This window comes from Halobellus sp. MBLA0158 (genome assembly GCF_041477585.1).
Lineage (GTDB): Archaea > Halobacteriota > Halobacteria > Halobacteriales > Haloferacaceae > Haloquadratum > Haloquadratum rubicundus.
The window spans coordinates 1,274,580-1,298,123 of the sequence record NZ_JBGNYA010000001.1 but is presented as its reverse complement, the minus strand read 5'-3'; the positions used below and the strand labels follow the sequence as shown (position 1 = coordinate 1,298,123).

Below are 23,544 nucleotides of genomic sequence, written 5' to 3'. Positions count from 1 at the left end.
CCGTCAGACTTCGTTTTCGGCCAGCGCGTCCGCGGGCGCGCCGCCGAGCGTCGCCAGCGCGTCGGACTCGACATGGTGGAGATCGCCCGGGATCACGAGCAGGTGCAGCGGGTCGCCGAAGTCGCGTTCGGCAAGCGCCGAGAGGCGGTCGGCCGCGACGGTCGGCTCCGGACTGCCGGCGCGGGCGACGGCGACGCCGAGGACGTCGTCCCAGTCGTCGGCGAACATCCCGGCGGCGACGTCGGCGGTCATATACTCGTCGCGTTCGGCCTTGATGTCGAGATAGACGAGGGTGTGGAGCCCCTGCTCGCGGTTCCGCTCGATCGAGTCGAGCACGCTCTGTGGCACCCCCTCGGCGCCGTGGGCGTAGGGGAACGGGAGCGTGACGGCCTTCCCGAAGCGGTAGTTCTGGAGCCCCGTCAGGCCGCTGGCGGCCGTCTGTGCGGTCACGCCGTGGATCACGCGGGTGTCGATGCCGCGCTCGATCGCCCGCAGTCGCAGGTCGACGTGGGTCGTCGAGATCATCGTGTCGCCCGCGGTGAGGAAGGCGACGTGTCCGTCCTCGGCGGCGTCGAGGACGTCCTCGGGGTGCTGTTCGACGCCCGCGCGCTCGCGGACCTCGATGTCGATGTCGTGGTACGCCGAGAGGTCGTCGACGGTCGCGCCGACGAGGTGACTCGTGTAGAACTCCGCGACGGCGCGGTCGGCGTCGGCGAGCGCCTCCCGGCCCTCGACGGTGATCGAGCGCTCGTCGTAGAGGCCGAGACCGATGAAGGTGAGCATACCGCCGTCAGGACGGCCGCGCGTAAAAACCGCGTGAAAGGGCGGAGTCGGCGTCGCTCCGCCGTCGCGGGCGGTGCGCTTTTGAGCGGGCCCAGCGAAGGGGCGGGTGGCGCTGTCAGCGCCTGATTTGTTCGGCGGCGGTCGGCGGCCGACTGGTCATCGCGCCGTCGACCACTCGTCACCCACGCCCCCCGAGCGCGGCGTCTCGCCTACTCGTCGGACTCGAACAGCCCGAGGTCGTCGGCGACGGCGTTCGCGAGCTCGTCGGCGATGACGGGGTCGACCTGGGCGATCTCCTCGCCGTCGTGGCGGTGTTCGTTGTGCGTGTCCAGCGACTCCCGGAGCTCCGAGAGCGGCACGCGCGAGGTCGTGCCGCAGGCCTCACAGACGATCGGGACCGTCGGGTCGTCGGACTCCTCGCTGTCTGCCATACGCCACACTCGCGCGAGCGACGGCAAAACTGGTCCGGTTTCGCGGCTACGCTCCCGGACCGCGGACCGGCGGCGCCAGCGCGAGGACCCAGAGCCCGAACATCACGACGCCGCCGAGCTCCGGCAGCGCCAGCCCCGGCCCCGGCCGGACCTCGAATCCCCACAGGAGCCACCCGAGGGCGTGCCCCGCGGCCAGCGCGAGCGCGACGCGGCCCGCCGCGGTCGTCCGGCGTCGCCAGCCGTCGATCACCACCGTCGCCGTCGCGAGGAGGAAGAAGGCGACCGCGACCGGAAAGTGCAGGGGCGTGTCGGACGGAAACGCCCCGACGAGCGCCATCGCGACGATCGCGAGGACGTACCCGACCGCGACCGCCGTCGAGTGCCGCCCGAGTGCCCGCCCGTACGCGACGGCGACGACGCCGCCCGCGATCAGGCCGCCGTTGAACAGGAGCCGGACCGTCGGGTCGGCGGCGACGCCCAGATCGGAGAGCGCGCTCGCCGTCCAGGAGAACTCCGGCGAGAGCGCGATCGCCGCCGCAATCGCGCCGACGGTGAGAACGGCGCCGAGCGGCCCGGAGAGCCGGGCGGCGCGCTCGGCGCGTTGCGACGACGAGAAATCCGTTCGGCTGTGAGTCACGGCGGTGGGGAAACGCGAGGCCGCGGTCGCCTCAGGCCCCGACTTCCGCGCCGACGTAGAGGACGACGACGAGGAAGATCCAGACGACGTCGACGAAGTGCCAGTACATCGACGCCGTGCTCACAGAGACGTGGCGCTCGGCGGAGTACTGCCCCAAGAGCGCGCGGACGAAGACGATCCCCAGGAGGACCGCGCCGAGGCTGACGTGCAGGCCGTGGAGGCCGGTGAGGCCGTAGAAGGCCGAGCCGAAGAACCCGGAGGCGATCGTGAACTCCTCGTGGATGATGAACTCGTAGTACTCGTAGACCTGGCCGCCGATGAACACGATCCCCAAGAGCAGCGTCGCGGCGAGGCCGCCGATGAACTTCCCGCGGTCGTTCTTCCGGATCGCCAGGTGCGCGTAGTGCAGCGTGACCGACGAAACGATCAGGATCGCCGTGTTGATCAGGACGAGCGAGCCCGTCAGCTCGGGGACCCCGACGAAGATGGACTCCCAGTTGCCCGCGCGGATCCAGAAGTAGTAGCCGAACAGGCCGCCGAAGGTCGCCAGTTCGGAGCCGAGGAACGCGAGCATCCCCCAGCGGAGCTTGTTCGCGCTCTGGGCGTCGGCCTCGCGGTCCCAGAACTTGACGACGAAGGCGTGGTACGTCCAGCCGTACAGTCCGACGAGGAAGAGTCCGATCGTGGCGACGAGGGCCGCCGGGCCGACCATCGGGCCGACGATCGCACCGTCACCGCGGCCGAGGATGTACAGCGCGGCCGCGATGTAGATCCCCCCTGCGCCTGCGGCGGTGACGAACGGCCACCAGCTCGCCTCACCGAACCCGCGGGGCCAGTCCTCGACCGCGGGGAGGTGGTGTCCGTGGTCGTCGTGTGCTTCTTCGGTACCCATAGGCGTGCCTTTCGATCCGACGACTAAAAAGCCTCCCAAAACGGCCGGTGGTGCGTCGCGATCGCTCGGCGCCGCGTCCCGACGTCAGTCGGCGCTCGACGGCGTCCGGTGGTACGGCGTCGACGCGATCGACTCGCGGAGCTGGCCCAGGGACTCCCGGCTCTCGCCGCCCGCGCCGCTCATCTCGCTCACGACGGCGAGCACCTCCTGGCGGGAGATCTTGACGCCGGTCGCAGAGAGGGCGTCTTCGGGCTGAGCGAGCAGCTCGCGGAGCGTGCCGACCGCCAGCAGGAACGGAATCGCCCACGCTTCGAGCGTGTTGCCGTCGCGGAGCGGGACCGTCTCCAGGTACGTCTGTGCGTCGTCGAGGAACGAGCCCGCGAACTCGGCGGTCCGGCGGACGACCGACGCCGCGCTGGCGCGGTGGTCCTCGTCGACGACCTCGTCTTGGGGGACGCCCTCGTCGCGGAGCCACTCCGCCGGGAGGTAGACGTTGTTCTCGGCGGTGTAGTCGTCGTAGACGTCCTTCGAGATGTTGACGAGCTGGAGGAGCAGACCGAACTCCTCGGCGGTGTCGTAGAGCCGGCGGCGGCGCTCGGCGGCGACGTCCCCGCGCGTCACGAGGTTCGTGATGAGGTTGCCGACGGTCCCGGCGGCGTAGTAGCAGTACTCCTCCAGTTCGCTTTTCGTCTGGATCCGGAGGCCGCCTTCGTCCTCGTAGCGTTCCACGAACTCGGCCATCCCCTGGACCAGCTCCCTGGCCGGTGGCACGATCGCCTCCTGGACGTCCTCGGGGAGGCTCCCGAACGTCCGGAGCACCCGCGGGGAGTCGCGGACGACCGCCCAGTCTTCGGTCAGCTCCCCGTCGTCGGGGAGGTGCGGTTCCACGGCGGCGGCGAACGCCTCCGGGTCGGTGTCGTCCTCGGGGTCGAGGACCGCGTCGTAGGTGTCGAGCAGCGATACTTGGTCTTCGGGCGGGATGTGCGACGCGTCTTCGACGGTGTCCGCGATCCGACAGACGAGGTACCCGAGGCAGATGTACGAGGACATCGGCTCGTCGAGCACGTCTACCGTGAGCGCGAACGTGCGAGAAACCCCCTGGACCGACTCGTGGCACCACCGGAGGTCGGCTTGGTCGACTCGGGGACGTTCTTCCTGCTGAGACATTCGGAGTGTGAGGGCCTACGGAGGGCGGCATAAAAAACTTCGTGGGGCGATTCGGCAGTTCGGCCCCCGCGCTCACTCCGTATCCCCGTCGGCTTCGGTTCCCGAGCCGCCCTCGACGCGTGCCGTGAGCCACCGGTGATGGGACTCGACACCGTCGATCCCCGCCTCGGTCAGTCGATAGACGTCGTGGATCCCCTCGGTCTCGACCGCGACGAGCCCCCGGTCGACGAGCGCGTCGAGGCTCCCGTAGAACGACTGGGGGTCGAGCCTGGTGTCGTAGTGTCGTTCGAGCGACGTCTTGAGTTTCTGTCCGCGGAGCGTTCCGGCCTCGTAGAGCAGCGCACACAGGTCCCGCCGCCGCCCGCTCTGGAGCCATCGCGACATCGGCGGTACCTCGCGCTCGACTCACACGTGCGTTTCGGTCCGGCGGAACCGGTAGGTTCGACTGTCCGGCTTCCCAATCGCGGGTATGGCGGAACGCGAGACGACGGCCGACGGAATCACCGCGCGCTACCGCGAGACCGAGACAGAGCGCCTGCTGGTCTTCGAGCGGGACGGACAGACCGCGGCGGTCGCACAGAACCGCGAGGGCTACGCGATGCTGAAAGTCCGGCCGACCGCCGACGGCGACGAACTGGAGCGGTACTACGGCTTCGATATGGCGCTCGATCACGCCGCGGAGCTGCTCGGCGTCTCGCCCCACGACCTCCCCGTCCCCGAGGCCGCAGAGGATATGGGGATGTGAGCGGCGGCAAGCGTGGGAGACCGGTCCGCGGCGCGCGGGCCGCGTCCTCGACTCAGTCGCGTCGCCAGTAGAATCTCGGGCCCAAGAACAAGTACGCGAGCGCCAGGAACAACAGCCCGTAGGCGAAGCCCTCGCCGATCGAGCCGACGAGGCGCTTGCCCATCCGACCGCCGAGGAGGATCGCGGCGGCCTGGACGATGCCCATCACCAGCGCGTCCTGGGCGTGGAGATCGGGATACGTGATCGGCGCGAGCATCAGCCCGGCGAGCAGGTAGACGAGCGGCGCCAGGACGATCGGGCTCGTGAACCCCGCCAGCACCGTCGCGCCGAGGATCGTCGCCGCGAGCGTCGTCTGGACGCCCTCAGTCACGTGGGCGTCGCTGTCGTAGGCGGTGTAGAGGCCGAGTCGCGTCACCGCGGCGGCGACGAAGAGCGCCGCGCCCGCGACCGCGACGAGCCCCCGCCCGGTCGCGAGCCCCCACGCGTCGGCGACGGCCATCGAGACGAGCAGCGCGGGCGCGACGCCGAAAGAGGCGACGTCGGCCAGCGAGTCCAGGTAGGGACCGACGGCGGTCCCGCCGCGGCGACGGGCTATGACGCCGTCCAGCGCGTCCGCGATCGCGGCGAGCAGGAGGAGCCGCGCCGCGAGTTCGACGTCGACGGTGGTGGCGACGGCCGCGAGGAAGCCGAGCGCGGCGTTGGAGATCGTGACCGCGTCGGCGAGGCCCAGCCGACCGACGAACCGCGGCTTCATACCTCGGCCGACTCGGAGGATCGGTTTACCTCTTTACATCCGTCGCGGGCCGCGGCGGAGTCGGAGCGGGAGGGCGCTCGACTCGCCCCGGGACCGCGCCGCATTTGTCCCTCCGCTTCTGAACCTCGGGTATGAGCGACAGGCGAGCGACGGAGGGCGCGTTTGCACCGTCCCGGCGGCGCTTCCTCGCGGGCGTCGGCGGCGCGGCGGCGACGGGGCTGGCCGGCTGTTCCGGGGCCGGCGCCGCGGACGACTACGACGTCGGGATGACCGCCGTCGCGTTCGATCCCGTCGAGATCACGGTCTCGACGGGCGAGACGGTCGTCTGGCGGAACACCAGTTCGCGCGGTCACACCGTGACGGCCTACGACTCGGGAATCCCCGACGACGCCGAGTTCTTCGCCAGCGGCGACTACGGGACCACCGAGGAGGCGCGGGAGGCCTTCACCTCGGAGTTCGGCGGCGTCATCGACAGCGGCGAGAACTGGTCGCACACCTTCGAGGTCGCCGGCGAGTACGAGTACTTCTGCATCCCGCACGAGCAGGCCGGGATGGTCGGGACCGTCGTCGTCGAGGAGTAGCGAGAGCCGATCGCGTGGCTGCGGCTCGGACTGTTCTCGTTCGATCGCAAAAACGAAAGTTCGTCTCCGGCGGAGCCGATTACTCGTCGACCGCGACGTCTTCTTCTTCGACGTCGACGGCGGCTTCTTCCTCGGCGGCGACCTCTTCGGGTCGCGCTTCGAGGGTGAGCTTCTGGACCTCCACCCGGCGGAGCGGGTAGATGGTCTTGGCCTCGCCGTAGATCGCCGACGAGAGCCGGCCTTCGATGACGCTGTCGACGAGCTCGGCGAAGGTCCGCTCGGCGGCGGCCTCCTCGACGAGGTCGATCATCACCCGGCGGATCGCCTGCTCTTGGCTCCGGTCGGCCTTCTTCGTCGTGAAGGCGACGGGCTGGAGCTGGACGCGGTAGTCGTCGGTCGTAAGCACCGTGATCGCGGCGTCGACCTTCGAGGCCCCGCGCCGGACGAGGCTCCGGACGTAGTCGCGGGCGAGTTCGTGCTTGATGAACTCGGTGTAGGCCGCGTCGCTGGAGACGTCGTTCACCTTGAAGGTGAGCTTCGTGTTGTTTTCACCCTGATCGCCGGTGATGTCGCCGAGGGTGACCTCGACGGTTCGGCCGTAGACCTTCTCGGGCTCGTCCGCGAAGGTCGAGCCAATCTCGGTCCGGTCGAACTGCTCCGGCGCGATGAGGGTGTACCATCGCTTTCCGCTTCTCTGCTTCGAGACTGATCGTTCACTCATAGTTTTGAACTGTGTCGACGATGGTCTCTGCCACCGTCAGATTGACCACGGTGTCGTCCACCGTGGACTGGAGCCCGCCGGTCGTCTCGCGGGAGACCGTCGTCACGAGGGCGTCGCCCTCGACGGCCATCTCCATCGAGTCGGTGTTGTCCGGACGGAGCGCCGCCGCCACCGTCTCGGCGTCGGCGTGGCTCGTCCGCAGGCGGGCGGTTCGGAGCGCGCGCTCGCGCCCCGGGTCCGCGTTCGGTTCCGTGTCTGTTCCCTCCGTCATCTCGATCCCTCCGATTCCGGTGTCCGATCCGCGCGCGTGGTGCGCGTCGCGTCCCTGACCGCGGCGATGACGTCGGCGTCGGCGGCGTCCGGATCGACGCGGACGACCGCGTCGGTCGCGGTGCCGGTCCAGGCCGGCGTCGGGCCCGCGCCGAACTCCGCGGCGAGCGTGTCGGCGGCGTCGCTCGCACCCGACTCGACCGCCGACAGCGCCGCGACGCCGTCATCGAGCGCGACGACGAACGGCTCCGGCGAGCGGAAGTCGCGGGCGAGTCGGGCGAGCGTCGCCAGGCGGCCCGCGGTCCGGCTGTCCGCGCCGGGGCCGTCGGCGTCGCCACCGACGTCCGCGCGGACGGCGAAGACGCCGTCGTAGCGACCGGTGTGGGCCTCGCGGAGCGCCGCGTGGACGGCCTCGGCGTGATCGCGCCACGCGTCGAGCGCGGCGTCGCGGCCGCCGTGGCCGAGTGCCAGCGCGACGCCCGTGCCCGGGCGTTCTCGGGCGACGGCGTTCAGGACGTCGGCGAATCCGCCGACCGTCGCCAGCGGCCCCTCGGGCGTCGCGTGGGGGCGAAGCGCCCGCTCGACCGCCTCGGCGCCGCGGGACGTGCCCGCGTCGTCGCCGGCGACCGCCAGGGCGACGAGCGAGGCGACGGTCCGCCGCCGCTCGTCGTCGTCCGCGGCTGCCGCGTCGTCTGCGTGCGGGCCGAGCAGGTCCGCGACGGCCGCGGCGTCGCCCGAGACGGGCGCGTGCCACAGCGTCGAGTGCGTCAGCCCGTCGACGACGTCGTCGGTCGGGACGGCCACGCCGGGTCGGCGTTCGACCGCGCCCGACGCCTCCGCCCGTTCGACGAGCGATCCGGCGACCGAGCCGGGATGTGCGCCGCCGGCGACGACGCCCGCGAGGGCGAGTCCCGGGTCGGGCGCGTCGCCGACGAGCGTCGACGCGATGTCGAACGCCTGCGCGCTCGCGGGGTCGGCGCCGGTCGGGGCCACGGCGAGATCCGCGTCGGAGCGATCCGCACCGACCGCGAGGAGGACGCCCTCGTCCGTGGCCGGCGCGTCGGCGCCGAGCGCGTCGACGCGCGCCTGGAAGGGCACGTCGAGGTCGCGGAGCGCCCGCGCCAGCAGCCCGGCGGCCGCCAGCGCGTCGCCGTCGGCCCGGGCGACGAGCCGGACGAAGTCCGCGTCGGCGAGAACTGACGCGACGCTGTCGGTGGCGGCGGGGGCGTCCGTCGTCGCGGTGGAGTCGGATCGGGAGGCCATCTACGCTACTCTTCGAGGAGTTTGACGGCGGTGTCGAAGGTGTAGGTGAAGTCCTCGTCGAGTTCGTCGCCGCGGTAGTAGTCGACCAGGCGACGGATCTTCGACTCGGTGTTCTGCAGGGCGCGCTTGTTCTGCATGTCCTGCTGATTCTCGCGCACGTGGCGGCGGAGCCGCACCGCGCGCTCCATCAGGTTCCGCAGGTCCTCGGGGAGCTCGGGCTCGGCGTCGTGCTCTTCGAGGATCGTGGTGACCTTCTTGCCGGTCGCGACCTTCACGTCGGGGACCGGCACGCCTTTGACGCCTTCGTCGCGGAGCTTGAGCCCGATCTGACTGGGATCGTGGCCCTGCTCTGCGAGTTCGACGACGCGCGCTTCGATGTCGTCGGGATCGACGTCACTCCACTCCGGGGGGTCGTCTGCCACCGGCTTGTCCGAACCGGACGAGCCGCGGCGGCGAGTGTGCATTCGTGCCATTGTTGTGGGTTGGAACGGCACAGACCGCAGAAGACAGTCGCAGATCTGGACGCGACTGCTACGTTTGATGCGCGTAGCGCACCGCACTTCCGCAATCCCAAGCCGCACCGCGCGGCGAGTCAGATTTGCGGCCGTGCTGTTCCCGTCGGAGACCAGACGCGACGGCGACAAAAGGATTCCGACCCGTCGCCGTCGTCCCGCAAGTCGAAGCCCTTAAGAACGAAAGCGGAATACCTCAGAGTGCGTTCGCGGGCTCGTAGATCAGTGGTAGATCACTCCCTTGGCATGGGAGAGGCCCCGGGTTCAAATCCCGGCGAGTCCATTCCTACTCCGCGGCCATACTCAGGGAGTGCCAACTCCGAGACGGTTACAAGCAGACCGGCAACCCTCTTCAGTCCCGAATAACCGATTCACGCCCCGATAACGGCGTCGACGACGACGAAGAAGACGAATCCCACCAGAAAGGCCGCGGTCGCGGCGTCGGCGTAGCCGTGACCGTGGCTCGACGGGACCATCTCCCGGAGGACGACCGCGAGCATCGCCCCGGCGGCGAAGCCGGCCGCGACGGGGAAGACCCCCTGCGCGATCGCGACGAGACCGAACCCGAAGACCGAGGCGACGACCTGCGGGACGGTGCCCGAAAGCGTCGTGTACGCGAAGACCCGCCAGGTGGGCATCCCCGCCTGGCTGACCGGGACGGCGAACGCGAAGCCGTCCGGGACGTTCTGGAGGCCGATCACGATCGCCAGGACGAACGCGATCTCCTCGAGGCCGGACGCGAACGCGACCCCCATCGCCAGGCCTTCGGGCGCGTTGTGGAGCGTGATGGCGCCCCCGATCAGAATGGCCCGCCGGACGCGGTCGTCGAGCGTCGGCTCCTCGTCTGTGGCGCCGCCGTGGCCGCGCCAGCGCTTGTACTCCGTGTGGACGTGAGGGATCACGCGGTTGCCGACGAGCAGGCCGAAGCCGCCGACGAAGACCCCGACCATCACCGACCACAGGGACCCCTGTTCGGTCCCCGGGATGATGAGTCCGAAGACGGACGCCGCGATCATAATCCCGCCCGCGAGTCCCAGCGCGGCGTCGTACACGCGGTGGCTGACGCGAGCGCCGAAGAGGACCGGCACCGCGCCGACGCCGGTCACGAGGCCGGACAGCGTCGTCACCATCAGCATCGTCTCGAACGTGGCCATACGCCGACTCGCAGCACCGGCGGATAAAAACCCAGCGAGCGCCCCCCGTGGGAGCGGTCTCGGATCGCCGGATCAGTCGCCGCCCAGTCCCGACGCCCGGGCGACGCCTCGCCACCGCCCCGATCGGAACCGTCCGGTGTTCACCGCGGCCTTCACGTAGAAGTCCGCGACGATCGCGACGTAGATGGCGGGAAAGCCGAGGCCGAGTCCGACAGGGAGGGAAACGCCCAGTAGCGTGACGGCGAAGCCGGCCGGGAGCGCGAGCGCGGCGATCGGGAGCCGCACGAGGAACGAGCCGGCGATCATCGCGTACAGCGGCCAGCGGGTGTCGCCGGCGCCGCGCAGCCCGCCGCGCATCGTCCGCGAGATTGAGAAGCCGGCGACGACGACGCCGAACAGGCGGATGAACGACACCGTCAGCCCGACGTGGTCGGTGCCGAACGCGACCGCGATGGGGCGCGCGGCGACGACGATGACCGCTCCGATCAGGAGCTGGGTCGCGAGCGCGATCCGGAGGGTCTGCCAGCCGTAGGCCGCGGCCAGGTCGTCGTCGCCGGCGCCGATGTGTTGTCCGACGAGCGTCGACGCCGCCGTCGAGTAGCCCCAGGCGGGCATCAGCGCCAGCAGCATCACCCGGCGGGCGATGGCGTACGCCGCCAGCGCGGGCGTCCCGAGCACGCCGAGGATGAACAGGAACGGAAAGCGCGCGAGCGTCTGGACCAGGCGCATCCCCGCGAGCGGGAGCCCGACGCGGAGGATCTCGACGACGAGCCCGAGGTCGAGCTGGCGGCCGCCGAGGTCGAGCGTGACGGCGTACTCCCCGGAGACGAGCAGCCAGAAGAAGAGCGCGCCGGCGAGCGCGTTCGCGGCGACGGTCCCGATCGCCGCGCCGGCGATGCCGAACGACGGGATCGGGCCGAGCCCGAAGATGAGCACGGCGTTGAGGACGACGTTCATCGGCAGCGTGAGCAGCCGCGCGTACATCGGGGTGCGCGTGTCGGCGCTGCCCGCGAGCGCCCGCGCGGCGACCATCGAGAAGAACCGCGGCGCCATCGACAGCATCACGATCGAGAGGTAGGTCGCCCCGTAGTCGACCGCCGCCGGGTCCGCGGTCAGGATCCCGACGAGCGGCTCGGCGTAGACCCACGCGCCGACCGTCAGCGGCACCGACACGACGAGCGCGAGCCAGAGCGACTGTTTGACCGCGAGGTTCGCACGCTCCGGGCGGTCTGCGCCCTGGAGCCGGGAGACGACGCTTATCGTCCCCGAGGAGACCGCAAGCGAGAGGCCGAAGCCGATGAAGTAGTACTGAAACCCCAGCTCCAGCCCGGCGATGGCGGCGTCGCCGAGCGCGAGCCCGACCATCAGGAAGTCCGCGATCCGGAGGAGCACCCGGAGCCCGCCGGTCACCATCACCGGCACCGCGAGGTCGAACGCCGACTCCGCCTGTTCGCGGTTCACGAGCCCGGCGCGGGCCAGCGCCGCCGGAAACAGCGAGAGCACCCGCCAGATGGAGTCGCGGACGGCCATCGGAGAAGTACGTCAAGAGCTATCGGCCGCACCGTACTCAATCTGGCGCACTGAATATGCGACCTCCCCGCCCGGATCGACCCAATCGACTCCGGTGAGCCGAACGCGCGTCGGAACGGTTTCGTCAGCGTCTTGAGGTCTGTGCGTCGACACCCAGTCAGTGGTATCGCGCACGGATTCCTCGTTCGCTCGCGTCACCGACACAGTGGCGGCGCTGCGCGGCGGGGGCCGCGGCTGGACGCTCGTGGCCGTCGCCGGCGGGTGGTTCTTCGCGCTCGGCCTCCGGTTTGTCATCCCGGCGCTGCTCCCGGCGATCAGGGCCGATTTCCCCGTCTCCGAGACCGTCGCGGGCGCGGCGATCACGCTCCTGTGGGTCACCTACGCCGTGATGCAGTTCCCCGCCGGCGTGCTGATCGATCGCGTCGGCGAGCGGGCGCTGCTCGTCACGGGCGCCGTGGCGGGCGGCCTCACGATGGCGGTGTACGCGCTCTCGCCCACCTTCGCGGTGTTTCTCGTCGCGACCGGCGCCTACGGCCTGGCGTCCGGCCTCTACGGCCCGCCGCGGGGGACCGCCCTCTCGCGGATCTACGCCGGCAACGACGGTGCCGCGTTCGGGATCGTCCTCGCGGCGGGGAGCATCGGCGCCGCCCTCCTCCCGCCCGTTGCGACCTACGCCTCCGGCCTCGTCGGCTGGCGCGGCGCGCTCGCGCTCACCGTCCCGGGGTTCCTGCTGGCCGGCGCGGCGCTCCGGCGGTTCGTCCCGAGGCGGGACGCGGAGCAGACGGACGACGCTCCGGATCCGGGACCGGACGCGGCCGGCAAGCGCGCACGGATCCGCGCGTACGCCGGCGCCGTCCGCGACGCCGTCGCGTCCCGGACCGTCGGGCTCGCACTCGTCGGAACGATGCTGATGCTGTTCGCCTTCCAGGGGCTGACCGCGTTTCTGACGACGTATCTGGTGACCGCGAAAGGCCTCTCGGAGGCCGTCGCGGGGACGCTCTTCGGGCTCCTGTTCCTCAGCGCCGCGGTGTTCCAGTCCGCCGGCGGCGCGCTCGCGGACCGCTACGGGCACGGCCGGGTGCTCGCGGCCGTCGCCTTCGCGGGCGTGCCCCCGCTCGTGGCGCTCCCGTACGCCGACAGCCTGGCGGTGCTCGTCGCGGTCGTCCTCTTTCTGGGGATGCGCCTGTCGGTCGGGCCGATCTCGAACGCATACATCGTCTCGCTCCTCCCCACGGACGTCCGGGGGACCGCCTGGGGCGCGGTCCGGACGACCCTCTTCGTCGTCGGGTCGCTGGGCTCGACGGCGGTGGGAGCGATGGCCGACTACGACCGCTACACCACGGCGTTCTTCCTGCTGGCGGGGCTGACCGGGATCGCCGGGGTGATCTACCTCTCGCTGCCCGAACGGGAGGATGTCGCGGTCGGACACGAATCGGGCGACGTCTGATCGAAACGACCGCGCCGGCGACGGCCGGATCGGTGTTCAGCCGACGAACGCGACGTCGCTGATCTCGAAGCGGGCGCCGTCGTTGCCCTCTACGGCCTCGATCGACCACCCGTGGGCCTCGACGACGCTCCGGACGATCGCGAGGCCGAGGCCGGTCCCGCCCTCGGTGGTGAAGCCGCGGTCGAACACCGACCCGCGCTCGTCTTCGGGGATCCCCGGCCCGTCGTCGGCGAGGTAGAAGCCGTCGTCGAGTCGGCCGATCCGGACCGTCACGTCGTCGCCGGCGTGCTCGATCGCGTTGCGGAAGAGGTTCTCGAACGCCGCGCGCAGCCGTTCGGGGTCCCCGGAGACGGTCCCGAGTTCGCCGTCGAACCGGAGGTCGGCCGCCGACGTCTCGACGGTCTCCCACGCCCGCCTGACGACGGCGTCGAGCCACAGCCGCTGGGGATCGTCGACGTCGCGGCCCTGCCGCGCGAGGTTCAGCACCTGATCGACGAGCGTCTCCATCCGGTTCGCCGCGCGGAGCGCCCGGTCGACGTGTTCGGAGCCGCCCTCGGACTGTTCGATCGCGAGCGAGCCCGTCATCACGTTGAGCGGATTGCGGAGGTCGTGCGAGAGCACGCTCGCGAACGTCTCCAGCCGCTCGTTCTGGTCGCGGAGCTGCGTCTCCCGCCGCACGCGGGCCAGCGAGTGGCCGATCATGTCCGCGACGGTCCGCAGCAGATCGATCTCCGTGTCCGACCACCGGCGGTCGCCGTGCTCGACGTCGAAGCGGACGAACCCCTCGAGGGACCAGTCGTCGACGACCGGCAGGAAGACGACCGCACCGACGTCGGCGTCGCGGAGGCGGTCCCGGATGGGGGCGTCCGACGGCAGGTCGCCGAGGCGCGAGACGGCGACGTTGTCGAACTGCCGCATCCGCTCGCCGAGCCAGTCGAACTCCCCGAACTCGATCCGTCGGAGCCCGGTGGGGTCGACCTCGTCGTCGGTCCACTGCGCCAGCGACTCGAAGTCGTCGCCCCGCACCTGGAAGACCTGACCGCGGTCGGCGCCGACCTGCGCGCCGACGCTCTCGAGGCTCCACCGGATCTTCGTCTCGAACTCGTCGGGTTCGGCACTCATCAGACTCGTCGAGATATCGAGAACGATATCGTACAGTTGCGCGTGGGCGGCCGCGTCGCTGCGGCTCGTGCCGCCGTCGAACGCGGAGAAATTCCCAACGGTGCCGTCCGAGAGCCCGTCCATACGCTGTCCCGGGGTGGGTGAAATGTATTCCTTGCGGCCCGAGTATCAGCGGTGAATATCAGATCGGACATACGTGTGGGAGAGATGAGAGGTACGGCGTCCTCCCAGAGCGGCCTTCGGCGGGAGCGCCCGCCGCAGCGGGCGCGCAGAGCGCCGCGCGAAGGGGAAGCGACCACGGCGCACCAGCACGGACTGTCGGCTTCGACGCCCCGGAAGGGTTATGAGAGTCCCAGCGGTACGGCACAGCGAAGCGATGTGCCGGGAACTGAAGCGGGAGCCGACCTGGGTGGCGGCCATCAGGCTGGCGATGCTCGAAGGCCGCGTGGACACCGAGGCCGTCATCCGGGAGGCGAATCTCATTCCCGGCCGCGAGCGGACCGTCCGGGACGTCCTCTCGACGATGGACGAACGGGGCGTCCTGCGGGCCGTCGACGACGACACGTACCTCCCCGGACCGGTCCTCCTGCACTCCGACCGGTTCGACCTGGACTTCGAGAACGCCTCCGACGGCGGCGCCCACCGCTGGAAGTCGTCGGTGTGAGGCCATCGTCGGCGGCGCGCTACTTCTGCACATAGCGTAAGCTATGTAAATACTACTCGTCTATCCCGGACATGGGCAGTCTCACCGACACGAAGATCTCCGCGAAGAATCTGACGACAGTCCCGAAGCCCGTCCGGAACTTCCTCGGCGTCGGCGCCGGCGACCGCGTCGAGTGGCACGTCGAAGACGGGAAGATCGTCGTCTCAGAGTACGAACCGGACGAGAGCTGAGAGAGCACCAGAACCGATCGAACAGGCACGGCGACGGGCCGAAACCGCTCACCTGCTCGCTCGCCCCCACCCAGGGATTTTTGTAATTGGACCCTAACTCCCTAACTGATGGTTCGGACAACAATATCGTATAAAGACGGCCATATTTACGAATTTTCACCGGATATTGATCCAATATACACAGCAGAAGACGGAGAATCGCTCACATTCGAAACTATAGACAGTCTGAACAAGGAGATACAGTCCGACGACGACCTCCTCGATTCGATTCCGGAAGAGGTCAACGCCGCGACCGGACCCGTCGCCGTCGAGGGGGCAGAGCCCGGCGACGTTCTGAAGGTGGAGATAGAGGACGTCCGCGTGAACGAGGCGCAGGGTCGGGTCGTCACGGCCCCGGGATTCGGACTTCTCCAGGACAACGACGAGATTCAGCACCCGTTCACTCGCATCACGCCGGTAGACGAGTCGACAGAGACGATAGAGTACGACGGGATCGACGTGCCCATCGAGCCCGTGATCGGAACGATCGGCGTCGCCACGGAGTCCGAGACGATTTCGACGCTCACGCCCCACGACCACGGTGGCAATCTCGACACGACCGATATGACGGGCGGAACGACCGCATACTTCCCGGTGTTCCAGGAGGGCGGTCTGCTGGCGATGGGCGATTCGAAGGCGGCGATGGCCGACGGGGAGATGTGCGGGACCGGCTCGGAGATCGGCACCGACATCGACGTCACGGTGTCGGTGATCGATGACCCCGAGACCTCCATCGAACGGCCGCTCATCCGAACCCCGGACGCGTGGAAAACGATCGCCAGCGCCGAAACACTGGAAGATGCCGTCGCCCTCGCGAACGAGGATCTCATCGATCTCCTCGCCGCAGAGCACGGGATGACGCCGACGGAGGCGTACACGTTCTCGAGCCTCGTCGGCGGACTGGAGATCAGCCAGGTCGTCGACCCCCTGGTGACCGTCAGGAACGCCTGTCCGGCGGAGTACCTCTCGGTGCCGTTCTGACGAGGGGCAGCGAGGGACCGATCGGGCTGATTCGATATTGATTATAAAATACACATAGTTACATATATAACGCCAATTCGATAACGGATACTACGTGTTATCGACAGTCGTTGAACTACTTCAACAACGATCGTTCGAGAATCGAAACAGACGTACACTGATGATTGCTGCGATCGTCGGGGTCGTGGGTCTCGATTTGCTCCGGCGGCTGTTCGTCGGTGACCTGACCGTCTCGCTGCTGGCGGGCTACCTCTGGAACGGGCTCACGTTCGGCGTGATCGTCGGACTTGCCGGGGTCGGACTCTCTCTCACGTATGACCTCCTGGAGTTCGCGAACTTCGCGCACGGCGACTACATAACTGTCTCGGCGTTCGTGGGGTGGGGGTCGGCGTATCTGATCGCCGGACTCGGCCAGTTGGATCCGGGATCGCTCTTCTTCCTCGGGGTCGGCGGGACCGTCTATCCGGGTGACGTGGGGATCAGCGTGACGAACACGCCGCTCGCCATCGTCGGCGGGCTGTTGGCCGCGGCGGTCGCCGGGGCGGCGGTCGCGGTGGTGCTCGACCGCGTCGTCTACAAGTCGATGCGCGGCACGGGTGCGATCACGTTGCTCATCGCTTCCGTCGGCGTCGCGTTCACCCTCAGATACCTGACCGTCTACACGTTTACACAGCAGTCGTTCGGGCTGACCGTGAGTGCCTGGACGTACGATCTGGCGCTCCCCGGCGGCACCGTCAGCATCAGCGCCCCGTCACTGCTGTTGATCGGGGTCTCGATCGTAACGATGTTCGGCGTCCACCTGATGCTGACGCGGACGAAGTTCGGGAAGGCGATGCGGGCGATGGGCGCGAATCGCGACCTCGCACGTGTCTCCGGCATCCCGTCCGAACGGGTCATCCGGTCGACCTGGATCGTCGGGGGCGCACTGGCCGGACTGGCGGGCTTCATGATCGCACTCTTGCAGGGAACGATCACCTACCAGATCGGATGGACCTTGCTGTTGCTCGTGTTCGCCGGGGTGATTATGGGCGGGATCGGATCGGTGTACGGCGCGATCGCCGGCGGGGTCCTGATCGGCCTGATCACGCGTCTCTCGCTCGTCTGGATCCCGGCGAGCTTCACCCAAGCGATGGGGTTTGCGATTATGATCCTCATCCTCCTGACGCGCCCGCAGGGACTGTTCGGAGGTGAGGCGACGTGAGCGACCCGACCGTGACAGATTCCCTCGGCGAGTCGCTCTCAGCGCTGGCGAGCGACTACTGGGAGAACGACGCCGTGAAGATCGCCGCGACCCTCGGTCTGGTCTACGGGCTCTACCTCGTTGCGGGCGTCCTTCTCGGATACGATCTCTCCGGACAACTCAACTCCCTCCGCCGACTCACGTTTCTGATCGTCCTCTACAGCATCGGAGCGCTCGTCGTGAACCTCCACTGGGGCTACAGCGGCCTGTTCAACATCGGCGTTGTCGGGTTTATGGCGGTGGGGGCCTACACCACGACGATTCTCACCCGTCCGATCCAGGGACAGAACCCGACGGGGACGCTCCCCGGACTGGGACTCCCTCTCCCGATCGCCATCGTCGGTGGCGTTCTCGCGGCCACGGCGGTCGGATACGTCGCTGCGCTCCCGTCGCTCCGGCTCCGCGACGACTACTTCGCGATCGTCACGCTCGCCTTCGCGGAGATTATCAGGATCACCGCGAAGGCCTCTGCGCTTCAGGAGTTCACGATCTTCGGGGTGACGATCGGAACCGGCGGCGGCCGCGGAATTCGGACGTACCCGAACCCCGTAGACCAGTTCTTCAGCGGCCCGGGGCAGCCGCTCGTGACCGCGGTTTCGGGGCTCGGCATCGACGGCGCGCTCGTCCCCGGCTGGGCGTTCGTTCTCGTGGTAGCGGCGCTTCTCGGCATCGTGTTCTGGCTGATCGTCCGGCTGGCGGAGTCGCCTTTCGGTCGCGTCCTCAAGGGGATCCGTGACGACGAGGAGGCGACGGCGGCGCTCGCGAAAGACACGGCGTCGTTCAAGATCCGCGCGTTCATCATCGGCTGTGCGGTGCTCGGACTCCTGGGAATCGTCTGGCAGGGGAGTCAGGGGTATATCGCGCCCGGGCTGTTCGTCCCGCAGCTCACGTTCTTCATCTGGATCGCGGTGATCGTAGGCGGGCCCGGCTCCAACACCGGATCGATCATCGGTACGATCCTGTTCGTGGGGTTCATCTACCTGGGTCCGGGCTATCTCCGGCGGCTCGTAGAACAGTACCTCTCGCTGTCGGGCACGGTCTCGACGTTCCCGAACGCCGTCGGCTCTCTGTTGGCCGGTGACCCGCAGGCCATCCTCCTCTACACGCTGGATCAGACGAGCGCGCTCCGGGTCGTCCTCACCGGGGTGTTTCTGGTCTGGCTCCTCAAGACCCGTCCGGAGGGGCTCCTCGGCGAGAGACGGGAGATCGCTTCGAGCATCGATCTCGAAGAGCGGGTTCGGAGCCGACGCGCCGGATCGAACGAACCTGGGGGTGACGCCGAATGACCGCCGAACGGTCCGCCGGAGCCTCTGCAGTGGAAGCGACCCGTGACTCCGACGCGGACACGCTCTTGACGGTCGATTCGCTGCGGAAGTCGTTCGGCGGGATCGACGCGCTGAACGGAGTCTCGTTCGAGGTTTCGTCGGGAACGATCACGGGGTTGATCGGCCCGAACGGCGCCGGAAAGTCGACGACGTTCAACGTCATCAGCGGCGTCTTGTCCCCGGATTCGGGGACCGTCACGTTCGTCGACGAGGAGATAACGGGGCTCCCGTCCCATCAGACGGCCCAGCGGGGGCTCGTCCGGACGTTTCAGTTGGCTCGGGAGTTCAAGAATATGACCGTCCTGGAGAACCTGATGGTCGCACCCGAAGGGCAAGCCGGCGAGGCGGCGTGGCGTGCCGTGTTCCCCGGGACCAGAGACGACGTCCGCCATCAGGAAGAGGAGATCTTCGAGCGCGCGTGGGAGATGCTCGAGTTCTTCGACATCGACCACCTCGCGCTCGAAAACGCGGGGTCGCTCTCGGGGGGCCAGCGCAAGCTGCTTGAGCTGGCTCGGGCGCTGATGCTCGATCCGGAACTCCTCCTGCTCGACGAGCCGTTCGCCGGAGTCAACCCCTCGCTGGAGGAACGGCTGCTCGAACGGATCGGGACGCTCCGGGAACAGGGACACACGTTCCTTCTCGTCGAACACGATATGGACCTCATTATGGAGCACTGCGAGCGCGTGATCGTGATGCATCAGGGCGAGACGTTGGTCACCGGCACCCCCGAGGAGATCAAGTCCGAAGAGCGGGTCGTCGAGGCCTACCTGGGGGGTGACGTGGCGTGAGTCTCCTCGAAGTGGCGTCGCTCGACGCCGGATACGGGGAGTTACAGATCCTCTCAGACGTCGATCTCCACGTCGACGAGGCGGAGTACGTCACGATTGTCGGTCCGAACGGGGCCGGCAAGTCGACGATGATGAAGTCGGTGTTCGGCCTGACGACCTATATGGGTGGGCGCATCGAGTACGGCGGCACCGAAATCTCCGGATACGATCCCGAACAGATCATCCGGGAGGGAATGGGGTACGTCCCACAGAACGACAATGTCTTCGCCCCTCTATCTGTCGAGGAGAACCTCGAAATGGGAGCGTATATCCGGGACTCGCGTCCACAGGAGGCATTCGATCGGGTGTACGACAGATTCCCGATTCTCAGAGAGCGGTCGGAACAGCGCGCCGGCGATCTCTCCGGAGGCGAACAGCAGATGCTGGCGATGGGCCGGGCGTTGGTGCTGGATCCCGATCTCCTCCTCCTCGATGAGCCCTCCGCGGGGCTCGCCCCCGATCTCGTCGACGAGATGTTCGATCGGATCGACCGAATCACGGAGTCGGGGACAGCGGTGCTGATGGTCGAACAGAACGCGAAGGAGGCGCTGCGGCGGTGCGACCGCGGGTACGTCCTCGTCAACGGCGAAAACCGATATATGGACAGCGGCGACGCGTTGCTGAACGACGAACAGGTGCGGCAGGACTTCCTCGGCGGGTGATCCCGGAGCTGTTCGCTCTGCCAATCTGAATCAAAAACCGCATCCTCCGCAAAAACGGCGACCGCCGCGCTACGAGCTTCCGGGACTCAACGCCTGACTCTGGCTGATGTCGACGACGTCGAGGCGGTTGATGCCGGTCTCGCTGTCCTCGGTGAACTCCCAGATCTCGTAGGACCCGGACTGTAAGTCGCCGTTCTCGTCGAAGTCGACGGCGCTCGCGGCACCGAGGTACTGTACCTCCTCGCCGTCGGCGGCCATCTGTACCCCTTCGGCGAGGTTCTCGATACTGACCTCGGTCCCGCCGGGATTGGCGACGGCGGCCATCTGATCGGAGACGGCCTGACCGCTGTTTTCGCCGGCGGCCGCGTTGGCGAGGAGCGTCACCGCCGAGGCGTCGTACGTCTGCGCGGTGAACGCGACGGCGGCGTTACCGTACTGCTCTTCGAACATCGAGGTGAACGTGTCGTAGGTCGGGCCGGCGGCCGCCGGCATCGTCCCGACGGCGCTCTCCATCGGATTGCCGACCTTCCGCGGGAGGGTCGGGTCCTTCGCCCCGTCGGTGAGCATAATCGGGCGGTCCGTCCCGAACTCCGAGTAGTAGTCGCGGAAGAGCTGAACCCCGCTCTGCGGATAGGTGATCACGACGAAGAGATCGGGATCGTCGGCCAGCGCGGTCTGGAGGCGGGACGAGTACGACGACTGTACCGGATCGTGGACCACCTGGTTCTGGACGGTCCCCCCGAACGTCTGCTCGAAGTGGTCGGTGAACCACTGCGAGAGCAGTTGCCCGTAGTCGTCGTTGATATACGTCGTCGCGGCGGTCTCGATCCCGTCGAGGCGCTCGGCGGCCGCCTGTGCCATCGCGAACCCCTGATACTGGTCGCCCGGCGTCGTCCGGAAGAAGAGGTCGTTGTCCTCGAACGTACTCAGGGTCGGGAGCGTGTTCGACGGTGAGCACGCGAGCATCCCCTGCGGGACGAACACGCGGTTTCCGATCTCGATGTTCGAGGTCGCAGATCCGACCATCATCGGATAGCCGGAATTGACGAGCGCGTTCGCGCCGTCGATCGCGTCGGGGACCGTCGTTTGTGTGTCCTCGATCTGTGTGTCGACAGAGAGACTGATGTCCGCATCGTTCACCTGTTGGGCGGCCATCACGCCGGCGTTCCGCATCGCTGTCCCGAGCGAGCCGAGATCGCCGGTCAACGGGAGCAGATACCCCTGTTTGATCGTGCGACCGCTGCTCTCCGAGTCCCCACCGGACATCGTCGTGGCGGTCGATCCGGTCGTCTCGGTGCTACCGCCGCTATCGCTCCCGCTGTCGCTCCCACCGGAACAGCCAGCAAGCGCAAGAACCCCTGCGGCAGTCGTTCCTTGAAGTACTGTACGACGTGAGACGCGTTTGGTCGTATCGGACACGTGAGCACCCAATTACTGTTGTCTATTAAGTATTTTGGAGATATAGGTGAACTATTGTCCAATGAATATTAAAAATAGTGAATGATTGTATCTAAATAATCTACTCTTGCTGTCGACGGAGTTCAACAGTCGCGACGGAGTCTCGTACGGTGCTGTCACGACTCAAGGTGTACACTACCGTACTCGGTACCCAAACACCGCGACAGCAGATGGACGCGCTTACTCCAGATCCCCGGGCTCGTCTATGTCCCGCCGGACGCCCGGATCGTCGACCGCGACGCAGGCGCTGTCTTCGCCCTCCAGGAGGATCTCCCGCCCGCCGACGTCGCCGTCGACGGCACACAGCGCCGCGAAATGGGTTCGATCGAAGAGCACCGGATTCCCGCGGTCGCCCGCGTGGGCGGCCGCGAGCGCGGAGCCAACGCCCGCGGCGTAGGCGTCCAGCAGCGTCTCGATCGTCTCGGGGTCCAGGAACGGCATATCCCCGAGCGCGATCAGCGCGGCGTCGACGCCGCGGTCGGAGAGCGCCTCGATCCCCGCCCGGACGGAGGTCGCCTGCCCCTCCGCGTAGGCGTCGTTGCGGACGATCTCGACGTCGAGGCCGTCGAGCGCGCCCGCGACGCGGTCGGCCTCGTGGCCGACGACCGCGACCACCGGATCGAGGCGGGTCGCGAGCAGCGTCCGGGCCGCCCGACGGACGAGCGGCTCGCCCCCGCGGGTCGCGAGCAGTTTGTTCCGGTCGCCGAAGCGGCTGCTCGTGCCCGCCGCGAGGACGACGCCCGCGACTCGCGGGGCCGGGTCCGCGGGGGCGTCCGCGAACGGCGGCTCGACGACCGGGAGGCCGCCGTCGCCCCCGCTCATCGCTCGACGACCGGGTAGGGGACGACGCCGACGGAGTCGCCGCGCTCGACGTCGGACTCGGTGAGGACGAAGCCGTCCGCGCGGGTCGCGCGCGTGCTCGACGAGAGGACGCTCGGGTCGAAGGTCCGGTCGTAGACCCCAAGCGGCGAGTCCGCGTGGCCGAGCGGCATCGCCGTCCGTGCTTCGGCGTCCGCGCCCGTATCCGCGTCCGCGTCGTCGAGCGTCACCGGAATCGCGTACACGAAGCCGGGCGTGGCGATGTCGACGCCGCGGGCCATCCGTGCCTCGACCGTCGGGAGCTCCGTCTCGCCGGTGAAGAACGGGCGCGCGACGAGCGACGTGACGGCGTGGGCGCCGACGGGCTTGCCCGGAATCGCGAACGCGACGGCGTCGTGGTCGGGGAGCTCCGCGACGGCGATGGGTTTGCCCGGGCGGAGTCGCACGCGGTGGAACAGGACGTCGCCGAGGGAATCGAGCGCGCGGATCACGTAGTCCTTGTCGCCGACGCTCGTCCCGCCGGTGGTCATCACGACGTCGTGTTCGTCGGCCAGCGCTTCGATCCGCGATTCGACCCGATCGTAGTCGTCGGGGACGCTGCCCTCGTAGGCGGCGTCGTGGCCCCACGAGCGGACGAGCCCCGCGAGCATCGGCGAGTCGAGGTCGCGGTGGCGGCCCTCGTGGATCTCGGTGCCGGTCGCGAGCAGTCCCACGGAGAGCGGCGCGCGGACGGTCACCGAATCGATGCCGAGGTCGCCGAGGAGGATGGCGTCCTTCGGGCCGAGCCGCTCGCCGGCCGCGAACAGGCGCTCGCCCTCGGCGACGTTGCTCCCGCGCTCGTAGACGTACGTGCCGGGGTCGAGGTCCGTCCCGGTCAGCGCTCCCTCCTCGACCCGGGCCTCCTCGCGCTTGAGGACCGCGTTGGCCGAGGCCGGAACCGGCGCGCCGGTGGCGATCCGAACGGCCTGGCCCGACTCGATGGCGGGCGGGTCGTCCTCGGGGTAGATCTCGCTGTCGACGACGTCGAGGGGATAGTCGTCGGTGGCGTCGAAGGCGAAGCCGTCCATCGTCGCGTGGCTCCGTGCGGGCACGGCCGTCGGCGCGTCGATGGGTTCGGCCAGGGTCCGGCCGGCGATCCGATCCAGGGCGACGGTCTCGGTGCCGAGGCGGGGGAGCCATCGCTCCCGGAGCGCGCGGGCCCGCGCGGCGCCCGCCTCGACCGCCAAGAGGTCGTCGTGGTCGTGGTCCATCTCGCCGCTCATAGATCCCGGGGCCAGTTCCGTCTGTCGG

Annotated in this window: 27 protein-coding genes and 1 tRNA gene; 11 read left to right on the top strand and 17 right to left on the bottom strand. The window is 68.7% G+C overall.

Going from position 1 to position 23,544, the window contains the following annotated elements; translation table 11 throughout:
* Positions 1-3: 3 nt before the first annotated feature.
* The 6 genes from dph5 to OS889_RS06745 form a co-directional block, all read right to left on the bottom strand.
* The gene (gene dph5, locus OS889_RS06770) at positions 4-783 is read right to left on the bottom strand and encodes a diphthine synthase (protein ID WP_372388440.1); all 780 of its coding nucleotides are present in this window, start codon (positions 781-783) and stop codon (positions 4-6) included.
* Between the two features lie 209 nt (positions 784-992).
* On the bottom strand, positions 993-1,214 hold the full coding sequence (locus tag OS889_RS06765; RefSeq protein WP_372388438.1) for a DUF8149 family protein: 222 nt from the start codon (positions 1,212-1,214) through the stop codon (positions 993-995).
* Positions 1,215-1,260: 46 nt separating this feature from the next.
* Entirely contained in the window at positions 1,261-1,851 is a 591-nt protein-coding gene (locus tag OS889_RS06760; RefSeq protein ID WP_372388436.1) for a DUF998 domain-containing protein, read from the bottom strand.
* 31 nt (positions 1,852-1,882) lie between these two features.
* Positions 1,883-2,743, bottom strand: coding sequence for a cytochrome c oxidase subunit 3 (locus tag OS889_RS06755; protein ID WP_372388434.1), 861 nt, complete (start codon positions 2,741-2,743; stop codon positions 1,883-1,885).
* An 84-nt stretch (positions 2,744-2,827) separates the two neighbouring features.
* Positions 2,828-3,910 carry a phytoene/squalene synthase family protein gene (locus tag OS889_RS06750; RefSeq protein ID WP_372388432.1) on the bottom strand — a complete coding sequence of 361 codons (1,083 nt, stop codon included), beginning with the start codon at positions 3,908-3,910 and terminating at the stop codon, positions 2,828-2,830.
* Between the two features lie 72 nt (positions 3,911-3,982).
* The gene (locus OS889_RS06745; protein ID WP_372388430.1) at positions 3,983-4,294 is read right to left on the bottom strand and encodes a DNA-binding protein; all 312 of its coding nucleotides are present in this window, start codon (positions 4,292-4,294) and stop codon (positions 3,983-3,985) included.
* Between the two features lie 85 nt (positions 4,295-4,379).
* On the opposite strand from OS889_RS06745, the gene OS889_RS06740 reads away from it, so the two are divergent.
* On the top strand, positions 4,380-4,655 hold the full coding sequence (locus OS889_RS06740) for a DUF7111 family protein (RefSeq protein WP_372388428.1): 276 nt from the start codon (positions 4,380-4,382) through the stop codon (positions 4,653-4,655).
* A 52-nt stretch (positions 4,656-4,707) separates the two neighbouring features.
* Here OS889_RS06740 and OS889_RS06735 read toward each other — a convergent pair whose 3' ends face one another.
* Positions 4,708-5,409, bottom strand: coding sequence for a protein sorting system archaetidylserine synthase (locus OS889_RS06735; RefSeq protein WP_372388426.1), 702 nt, complete (start codon positions 5,407-5,409; stop codon positions 4,708-4,710).
* A 131-nt stretch (positions 5,410-5,540) separates the two neighbouring features.
* Here OS889_RS06735 and OS889_RS06730 point away from each other — a divergent pair, with 131 nt between their 5' ends.
* The gene (locus OS889_RS06730) at positions 5,541-5,990 is read left to right on the top strand and encodes a plastocyanin/azurin family copper-binding protein (protein WP_372388425.1); all 450 of its coding nucleotides are present in this window, start codon (positions 5,541-5,543) and stop codon (positions 5,988-5,990) included.
* A gap of 79 nt (positions 5,991-6,069) precedes the next feature.
* On the opposite strand, the gene OS889_RS06725 is transcribed toward OS889_RS06730, so the two are convergent.
* Genes OS889_RS06725 through OS889_RS06710 form a run of 4 tightly spaced genes read right to left on the bottom strand, consistent with a single transcriptional unit; the run spans position 6,070 to position 8,717 of the window.
* On the bottom strand, positions 6,070-6,711 hold the full coding sequence (locus tag OS889_RS06725; RefSeq protein WP_372388423.1) for a 30S ribosomal protein S3ae: 642 nt from the start codon (positions 6,709-6,711) through the stop codon (positions 6,070-6,072).
* A complete protein-coding gene (locus tag OS889_RS06720; protein WP_372388421.1) occupies positions 6,704-6,982 on the bottom strand; it encodes a KEOPS complex subunit Pcc1 in 279 nt (92 codons plus the stop codon). The genes OS889_RS06725 and OS889_RS06720 overlap by 8 nt, the downstream gene beginning before the upstream one ends.
* Complete coding sequence (locus OS889_RS06715) at positions 6,979-8,244, bottom strand: hypothetical protein (protein ID WP_372388419.1); 1,266 nt, start codon at positions 8,242-8,244, stop codon at positions 6,979-6,981. The genes OS889_RS06720 and OS889_RS06715 overlap by 4 nt, the downstream gene beginning before the upstream one ends.
* A gap of 5 nt (positions 8,245-8,249) precedes the next feature.
* Positions 8,250-8,717, bottom strand: a complete 468-nt coding sequence (locus OS889_RS06710) for a 30S ribosomal protein S15 (RefSeq protein ID WP_372388417.1) — start codon at positions 8,715-8,717, stop codon at positions 8,250-8,252.
* Between the two features lie 250 nt (positions 8,718-8,967).
* On the opposite strand from OS889_RS06710, the gene OS889_RS06705 reads away from it, so the two are divergent.
* Positions 8,968-9,039 (top strand) — tRNA-Ala (locus OS889_RS06705).
* 88 nt (positions 9,040-9,127) lie between these two features.
* On the opposite strand, the gene OS889_RS06700 is transcribed toward OS889_RS06705, so the two are convergent.
* Complete coding sequence (locus OS889_RS06700) at positions 9,128-9,910, bottom strand: ZIP family metal transporter (protein WP_372388415.1); 783 nt, start codon at positions 9,908-9,910, stop codon at positions 9,128-9,130.
* 72 nt (positions 9,911-9,982) lie between these two features.
* Entirely contained in the window at positions 9,983-11,440 is a 1,458-nt protein-coding gene (locus OS889_RS06695; RefSeq protein ID WP_372388412.1) for an MATE family efflux transporter, read from the bottom strand.
* A 160-nt stretch (positions 11,441-11,600) separates the two neighbouring features.
* Here OS889_RS06695 and OS889_RS06690 point away from each other — a divergent pair, with 160 nt between their 5' ends.
* Complete coding sequence (locus OS889_RS06690) at positions 11,601-12,887, top strand: MFS transporter (RefSeq protein ID WP_372388411.1); 1,287 nt, start codon at positions 11,601-11,603, stop codon at positions 12,885-12,887.
* Between the two features lie 36 nt (positions 12,888-12,923).
* Here OS889_RS06690 and OS889_RS06685 read toward each other — a convergent pair whose 3' ends face one another.
* Positions 12,924-14,132, bottom strand: a complete 1,209-nt coding sequence (locus tag OS889_RS06685) for a sensor histidine kinase (protein WP_372388409.1) — start codon at positions 14,130-14,132, stop codon at positions 12,924-12,926.
* A 253-nt stretch (positions 14,133-14,385) separates the two neighbouring features.
* Between OS889_RS06685 and OS889_RS06680 the strand changes: the two genes are divergently transcribed.
* From OS889_RS06680 to OS889_RS06650, 7 genes are all read left to right on the top strand, one after another.
* Positions 14,386-14,673, top strand: a complete 288-nt coding sequence (locus tag OS889_RS06680) for a hypothetical protein (RefSeq protein WP_372388407.1) — start codon at positions 14,386-14,388, stop codon at positions 14,671-14,673.
* 71 nt (positions 14,674-14,744) lie between these two features.
* The gene (locus OS889_RS06675; RefSeq protein ID WP_372388406.1) at positions 14,745-14,903 is read left to right on the top strand and encodes an AbrB/MazE/SpoVT family DNA-binding domain-containing protein; all 159 of its coding nucleotides are present in this window, start codon (positions 14,745-14,747) and stop codon (positions 14,901-14,903) included.
* Positions 14,904-15,011: 108 nt separating this feature from the next.
* The gene (locus OS889_RS06670) at positions 15,012-15,923 is read left to right on the top strand and encodes an acetamidase/formamidase family protein (protein ID WP_372388404.1); all 912 of its coding nucleotides are present in this window, start codon (positions 15,012-15,014) and stop codon (positions 15,921-15,923) included.
* Positions 15,924-16,083: 160 nt separating this feature from the next.
* Positions 16,084-17,124 (top strand): branched-chain amino acid ABC transporter permease, encoded by a 1,041-nt coding sequence (locus tag OS889_RS06665; protein ID WP_372388402.1) that lies wholly within the window; start codon positions 16,084-16,086, stop codon positions 17,122-17,124.
* A complete protein-coding gene (locus OS889_RS06660) occupies positions 17,121-18,449 on the top strand; it encodes a branched-chain amino acid ABC transporter permease (RefSeq protein WP_372388400.1) in 1,329 nt (442 codons plus the stop codon). The genes OS889_RS06665 and OS889_RS06660 overlap by 4 nt, the downstream gene beginning before the upstream one ends.
* The gene (locus OS889_RS06655; protein ID WP_372388399.1) at positions 18,446-19,276 is read left to right on the top strand and encodes an ABC transporter ATP-binding protein; all 831 of its coding nucleotides are present in this window, start codon (positions 18,446-18,448) and stop codon (positions 19,274-19,276) included. Before OS889_RS06660 ends, OS889_RS06655 begins: the two co-directional genes overlap by 4 nt.
* Positions 19,273-19,977: an ABC transporter ATP-binding protein gene (locus tag OS889_RS06650; RefSeq protein WP_372388397.1), complete on the top strand. Its 705-nt coding sequence runs from the start codon at positions 19,273-19,275 to the stop codon at positions 19,975-19,977. Before OS889_RS06655 ends, OS889_RS06650 begins: the two co-directional genes overlap by 4 nt.
* Positions 19,978-20,046: 69 nt before the next feature.
* Here OS889_RS06650 and OS889_RS06645 read toward each other — a convergent pair whose 3' ends face one another.
* From OS889_RS06645 to OS889_RS06635, 3 genes are all read right to left on the bottom strand, one after another.
* Positions 20,047-21,243 carry an ABC transporter substrate-binding protein gene (locus OS889_RS06645; RefSeq protein WP_372388396.1) on the bottom strand — a complete coding sequence of 399 codons (1,197 nt, stop codon included), beginning with the start codon at positions 21,241-21,243 and terminating at the stop codon, positions 20,047-20,049.
* Between the two features lie 372 nt (positions 21,244-21,615).
* Positions 21,616-22,257 (bottom strand): nucleotidyltransferase family protein, encoded by a 642-nt coding sequence (locus OS889_RS06640; RefSeq protein WP_372388394.1) that lies wholly within the window; start codon positions 22,255-22,257, stop codon positions 21,616-21,618.
* The gene (locus OS889_RS06635; RefSeq protein ID WP_372388393.1) at positions 22,254-23,516 is read right to left on the bottom strand and encodes a molybdopterin molybdotransferase MoeA; all 1,263 of its coding nucleotides are present in this window, start codon (positions 23,514-23,516) and stop codon (positions 22,254-22,256) included. The genes OS889_RS06640 and OS889_RS06635 overlap by 4 nt, the downstream gene beginning before the upstream one ends.
* Between the last annotated feature and the right edge of the window lie 28 nt (positions 23,517-23,544).

Bases quoted from the DNA above. Each gene is read 5' to 3' on its own strand.
- dph5 (WP_372388440.1), bottom strand. From the start codon at position 783: ATGCTCACCTTCATCGGTCTCGGCCTCTACGACGAGCGCTCGATCACC.
- OS889_RS06765 (WP_372388438.1), bottom strand. From the start codon at position 1,214: ATGGCAGACAGCGAGGAGTCCGACGACCCGACGGTCCCGATCGTCTGT.
- OS889_RS06755 (WP_372388434.1), bottom strand. From the start codon at position 2,743: ATGGGTACCGAAGAAGCACACGACGACCACGGACACCACCTCCCCGCG.
- OS889_RS06750 (WP_372388432.1), bottom strand. From the start codon at position 3,910: ATGTCTCAGCAGGAAGAACGTCCCCGAGTCGACCAAGCCGACCTCCGG.
- OS889_RS06745 (WP_372388430.1), bottom strand. From the start codon at position 4,294: ATGTCGCGATGGCTCCAGAGCGGGCGGCGGCGGGACCTGTGTGCGCTG.
- OS889_RS06740 (WP_372388428.1), top strand. From the start codon at position 4,380: ATGGCGGAACGCGAGACGACGGCCGACGGAATCACCGCGCGCTACCGC.
- OS889_RS06735 (WP_372388426.1), bottom strand. From the start codon at position 5,409: ATGAAGCCGCGGTTCGTCGGTCGGCTGGGCCTCGCCGACGCGGTCACG.
- OS889_RS06730 (WP_372388425.1), top strand. From the start codon at position 5,541: ATGAGCGACAGGCGAGCGACGGAGGGCGCGTTTGCACCGTCCCGGCGG.
- OS889_RS06725 (WP_372388423.1), bottom strand. From the start codon at position 6,711: ATGAGTGAACGATCAGTCTCGAAGCAGAGAAGCGGAAAGCGATGGTAC.
- OS889_RS06720 (WP_372388421.1), bottom strand. From the start codon at position 6,982: ATGACGGAGGGAACAGACACGGAACCGAACGCGGACCCGGGGCGCGAG.
- OS889_RS06715 (WP_372388419.1), bottom strand. From the start codon at position 8,244: ATGGCCTCCCGATCCGACTCCACCGCGACGACGGACGCCCCCGCCGCC.
- OS889_RS06710 (WP_372388417.1), bottom strand. From the start codon at position 8,717: ATGGCACGAATGCACACTCGCCGCCGCGGCTCGTCCGGTTCGGACAAG.
- OS889_RS06700 (WP_372388415.1), bottom strand. From the start codon at position 9,910: ATGGCCACGTTCGAGACGATGCTGATGGTGACGACGCTGTCCGGCCTC.
- OS889_RS06695 (WP_372388412.1), bottom strand. From the start codon at position 11,440: ATGGCCGTCCGCGACTCCATCTGGCGGGTGCTCTCGCTGTTTCCGGCG.
- OS889_RS06685 (WP_372388409.1), bottom strand. From the start codon at position 14,132: ATGGACGGGCTCTCGGACGGCACCGTTGGGAATTTCTCCGCGTTCGAC.
- OS889_RS06680 (WP_372388407.1), top strand. From the start codon at position 14,386: ATGTGCCGGGAACTGAAGCGGGAGCCGACCTGGGTGGCGGCCATCAGG.
- OS889_RS06675 (WP_372388406.1), top strand. From the start codon at position 14,745: ATGGGCAGTCTCACCGACACGAAGATCTCCGCGAAGAATCTGACGACA.
- OS889_RS06670 (WP_372388404.1), top strand. From the start codon at position 15,012: ATGGTTCGGACAACAATATCGTATAAAGACGGCCATATTTACGAATTT.
- OS889_RS06665 (WP_372388402.1), top strand. From the start codon at position 16,084: ATGATTGCTGCGATCGTCGGGGTCGTGGGTCTCGATTTGCTCCGGCGG.
- OS889_RS06655 (WP_372388399.1), top strand. From the start codon at position 18,446: ATGACCGCCGAACGGTCCGCCGGAGCCTCTGCAGTGGAAGCGACCCGT.
- OS889_RS06645 (WP_372388396.1), bottom strand. From the start codon at position 21,243: ATGTCCGGTGGGGACTCGGAGAGCAGCGGTCGCACGATCAAACAGGGG.
- OS889_RS06640 (WP_372388394.1), bottom strand. From the start codon at position 22,257: ATGAGCGGGGGCGACGGCGGCCTCCCGGTCGTCGAGCCGCCGTTCGCG.
- OS889_RS06635 (WP_372388393.1), bottom strand. From the start codon at position 23,516: ATGAGCGGCGAGATGGACCACGACCACGACGACCTCTTGGCGGTCGAG.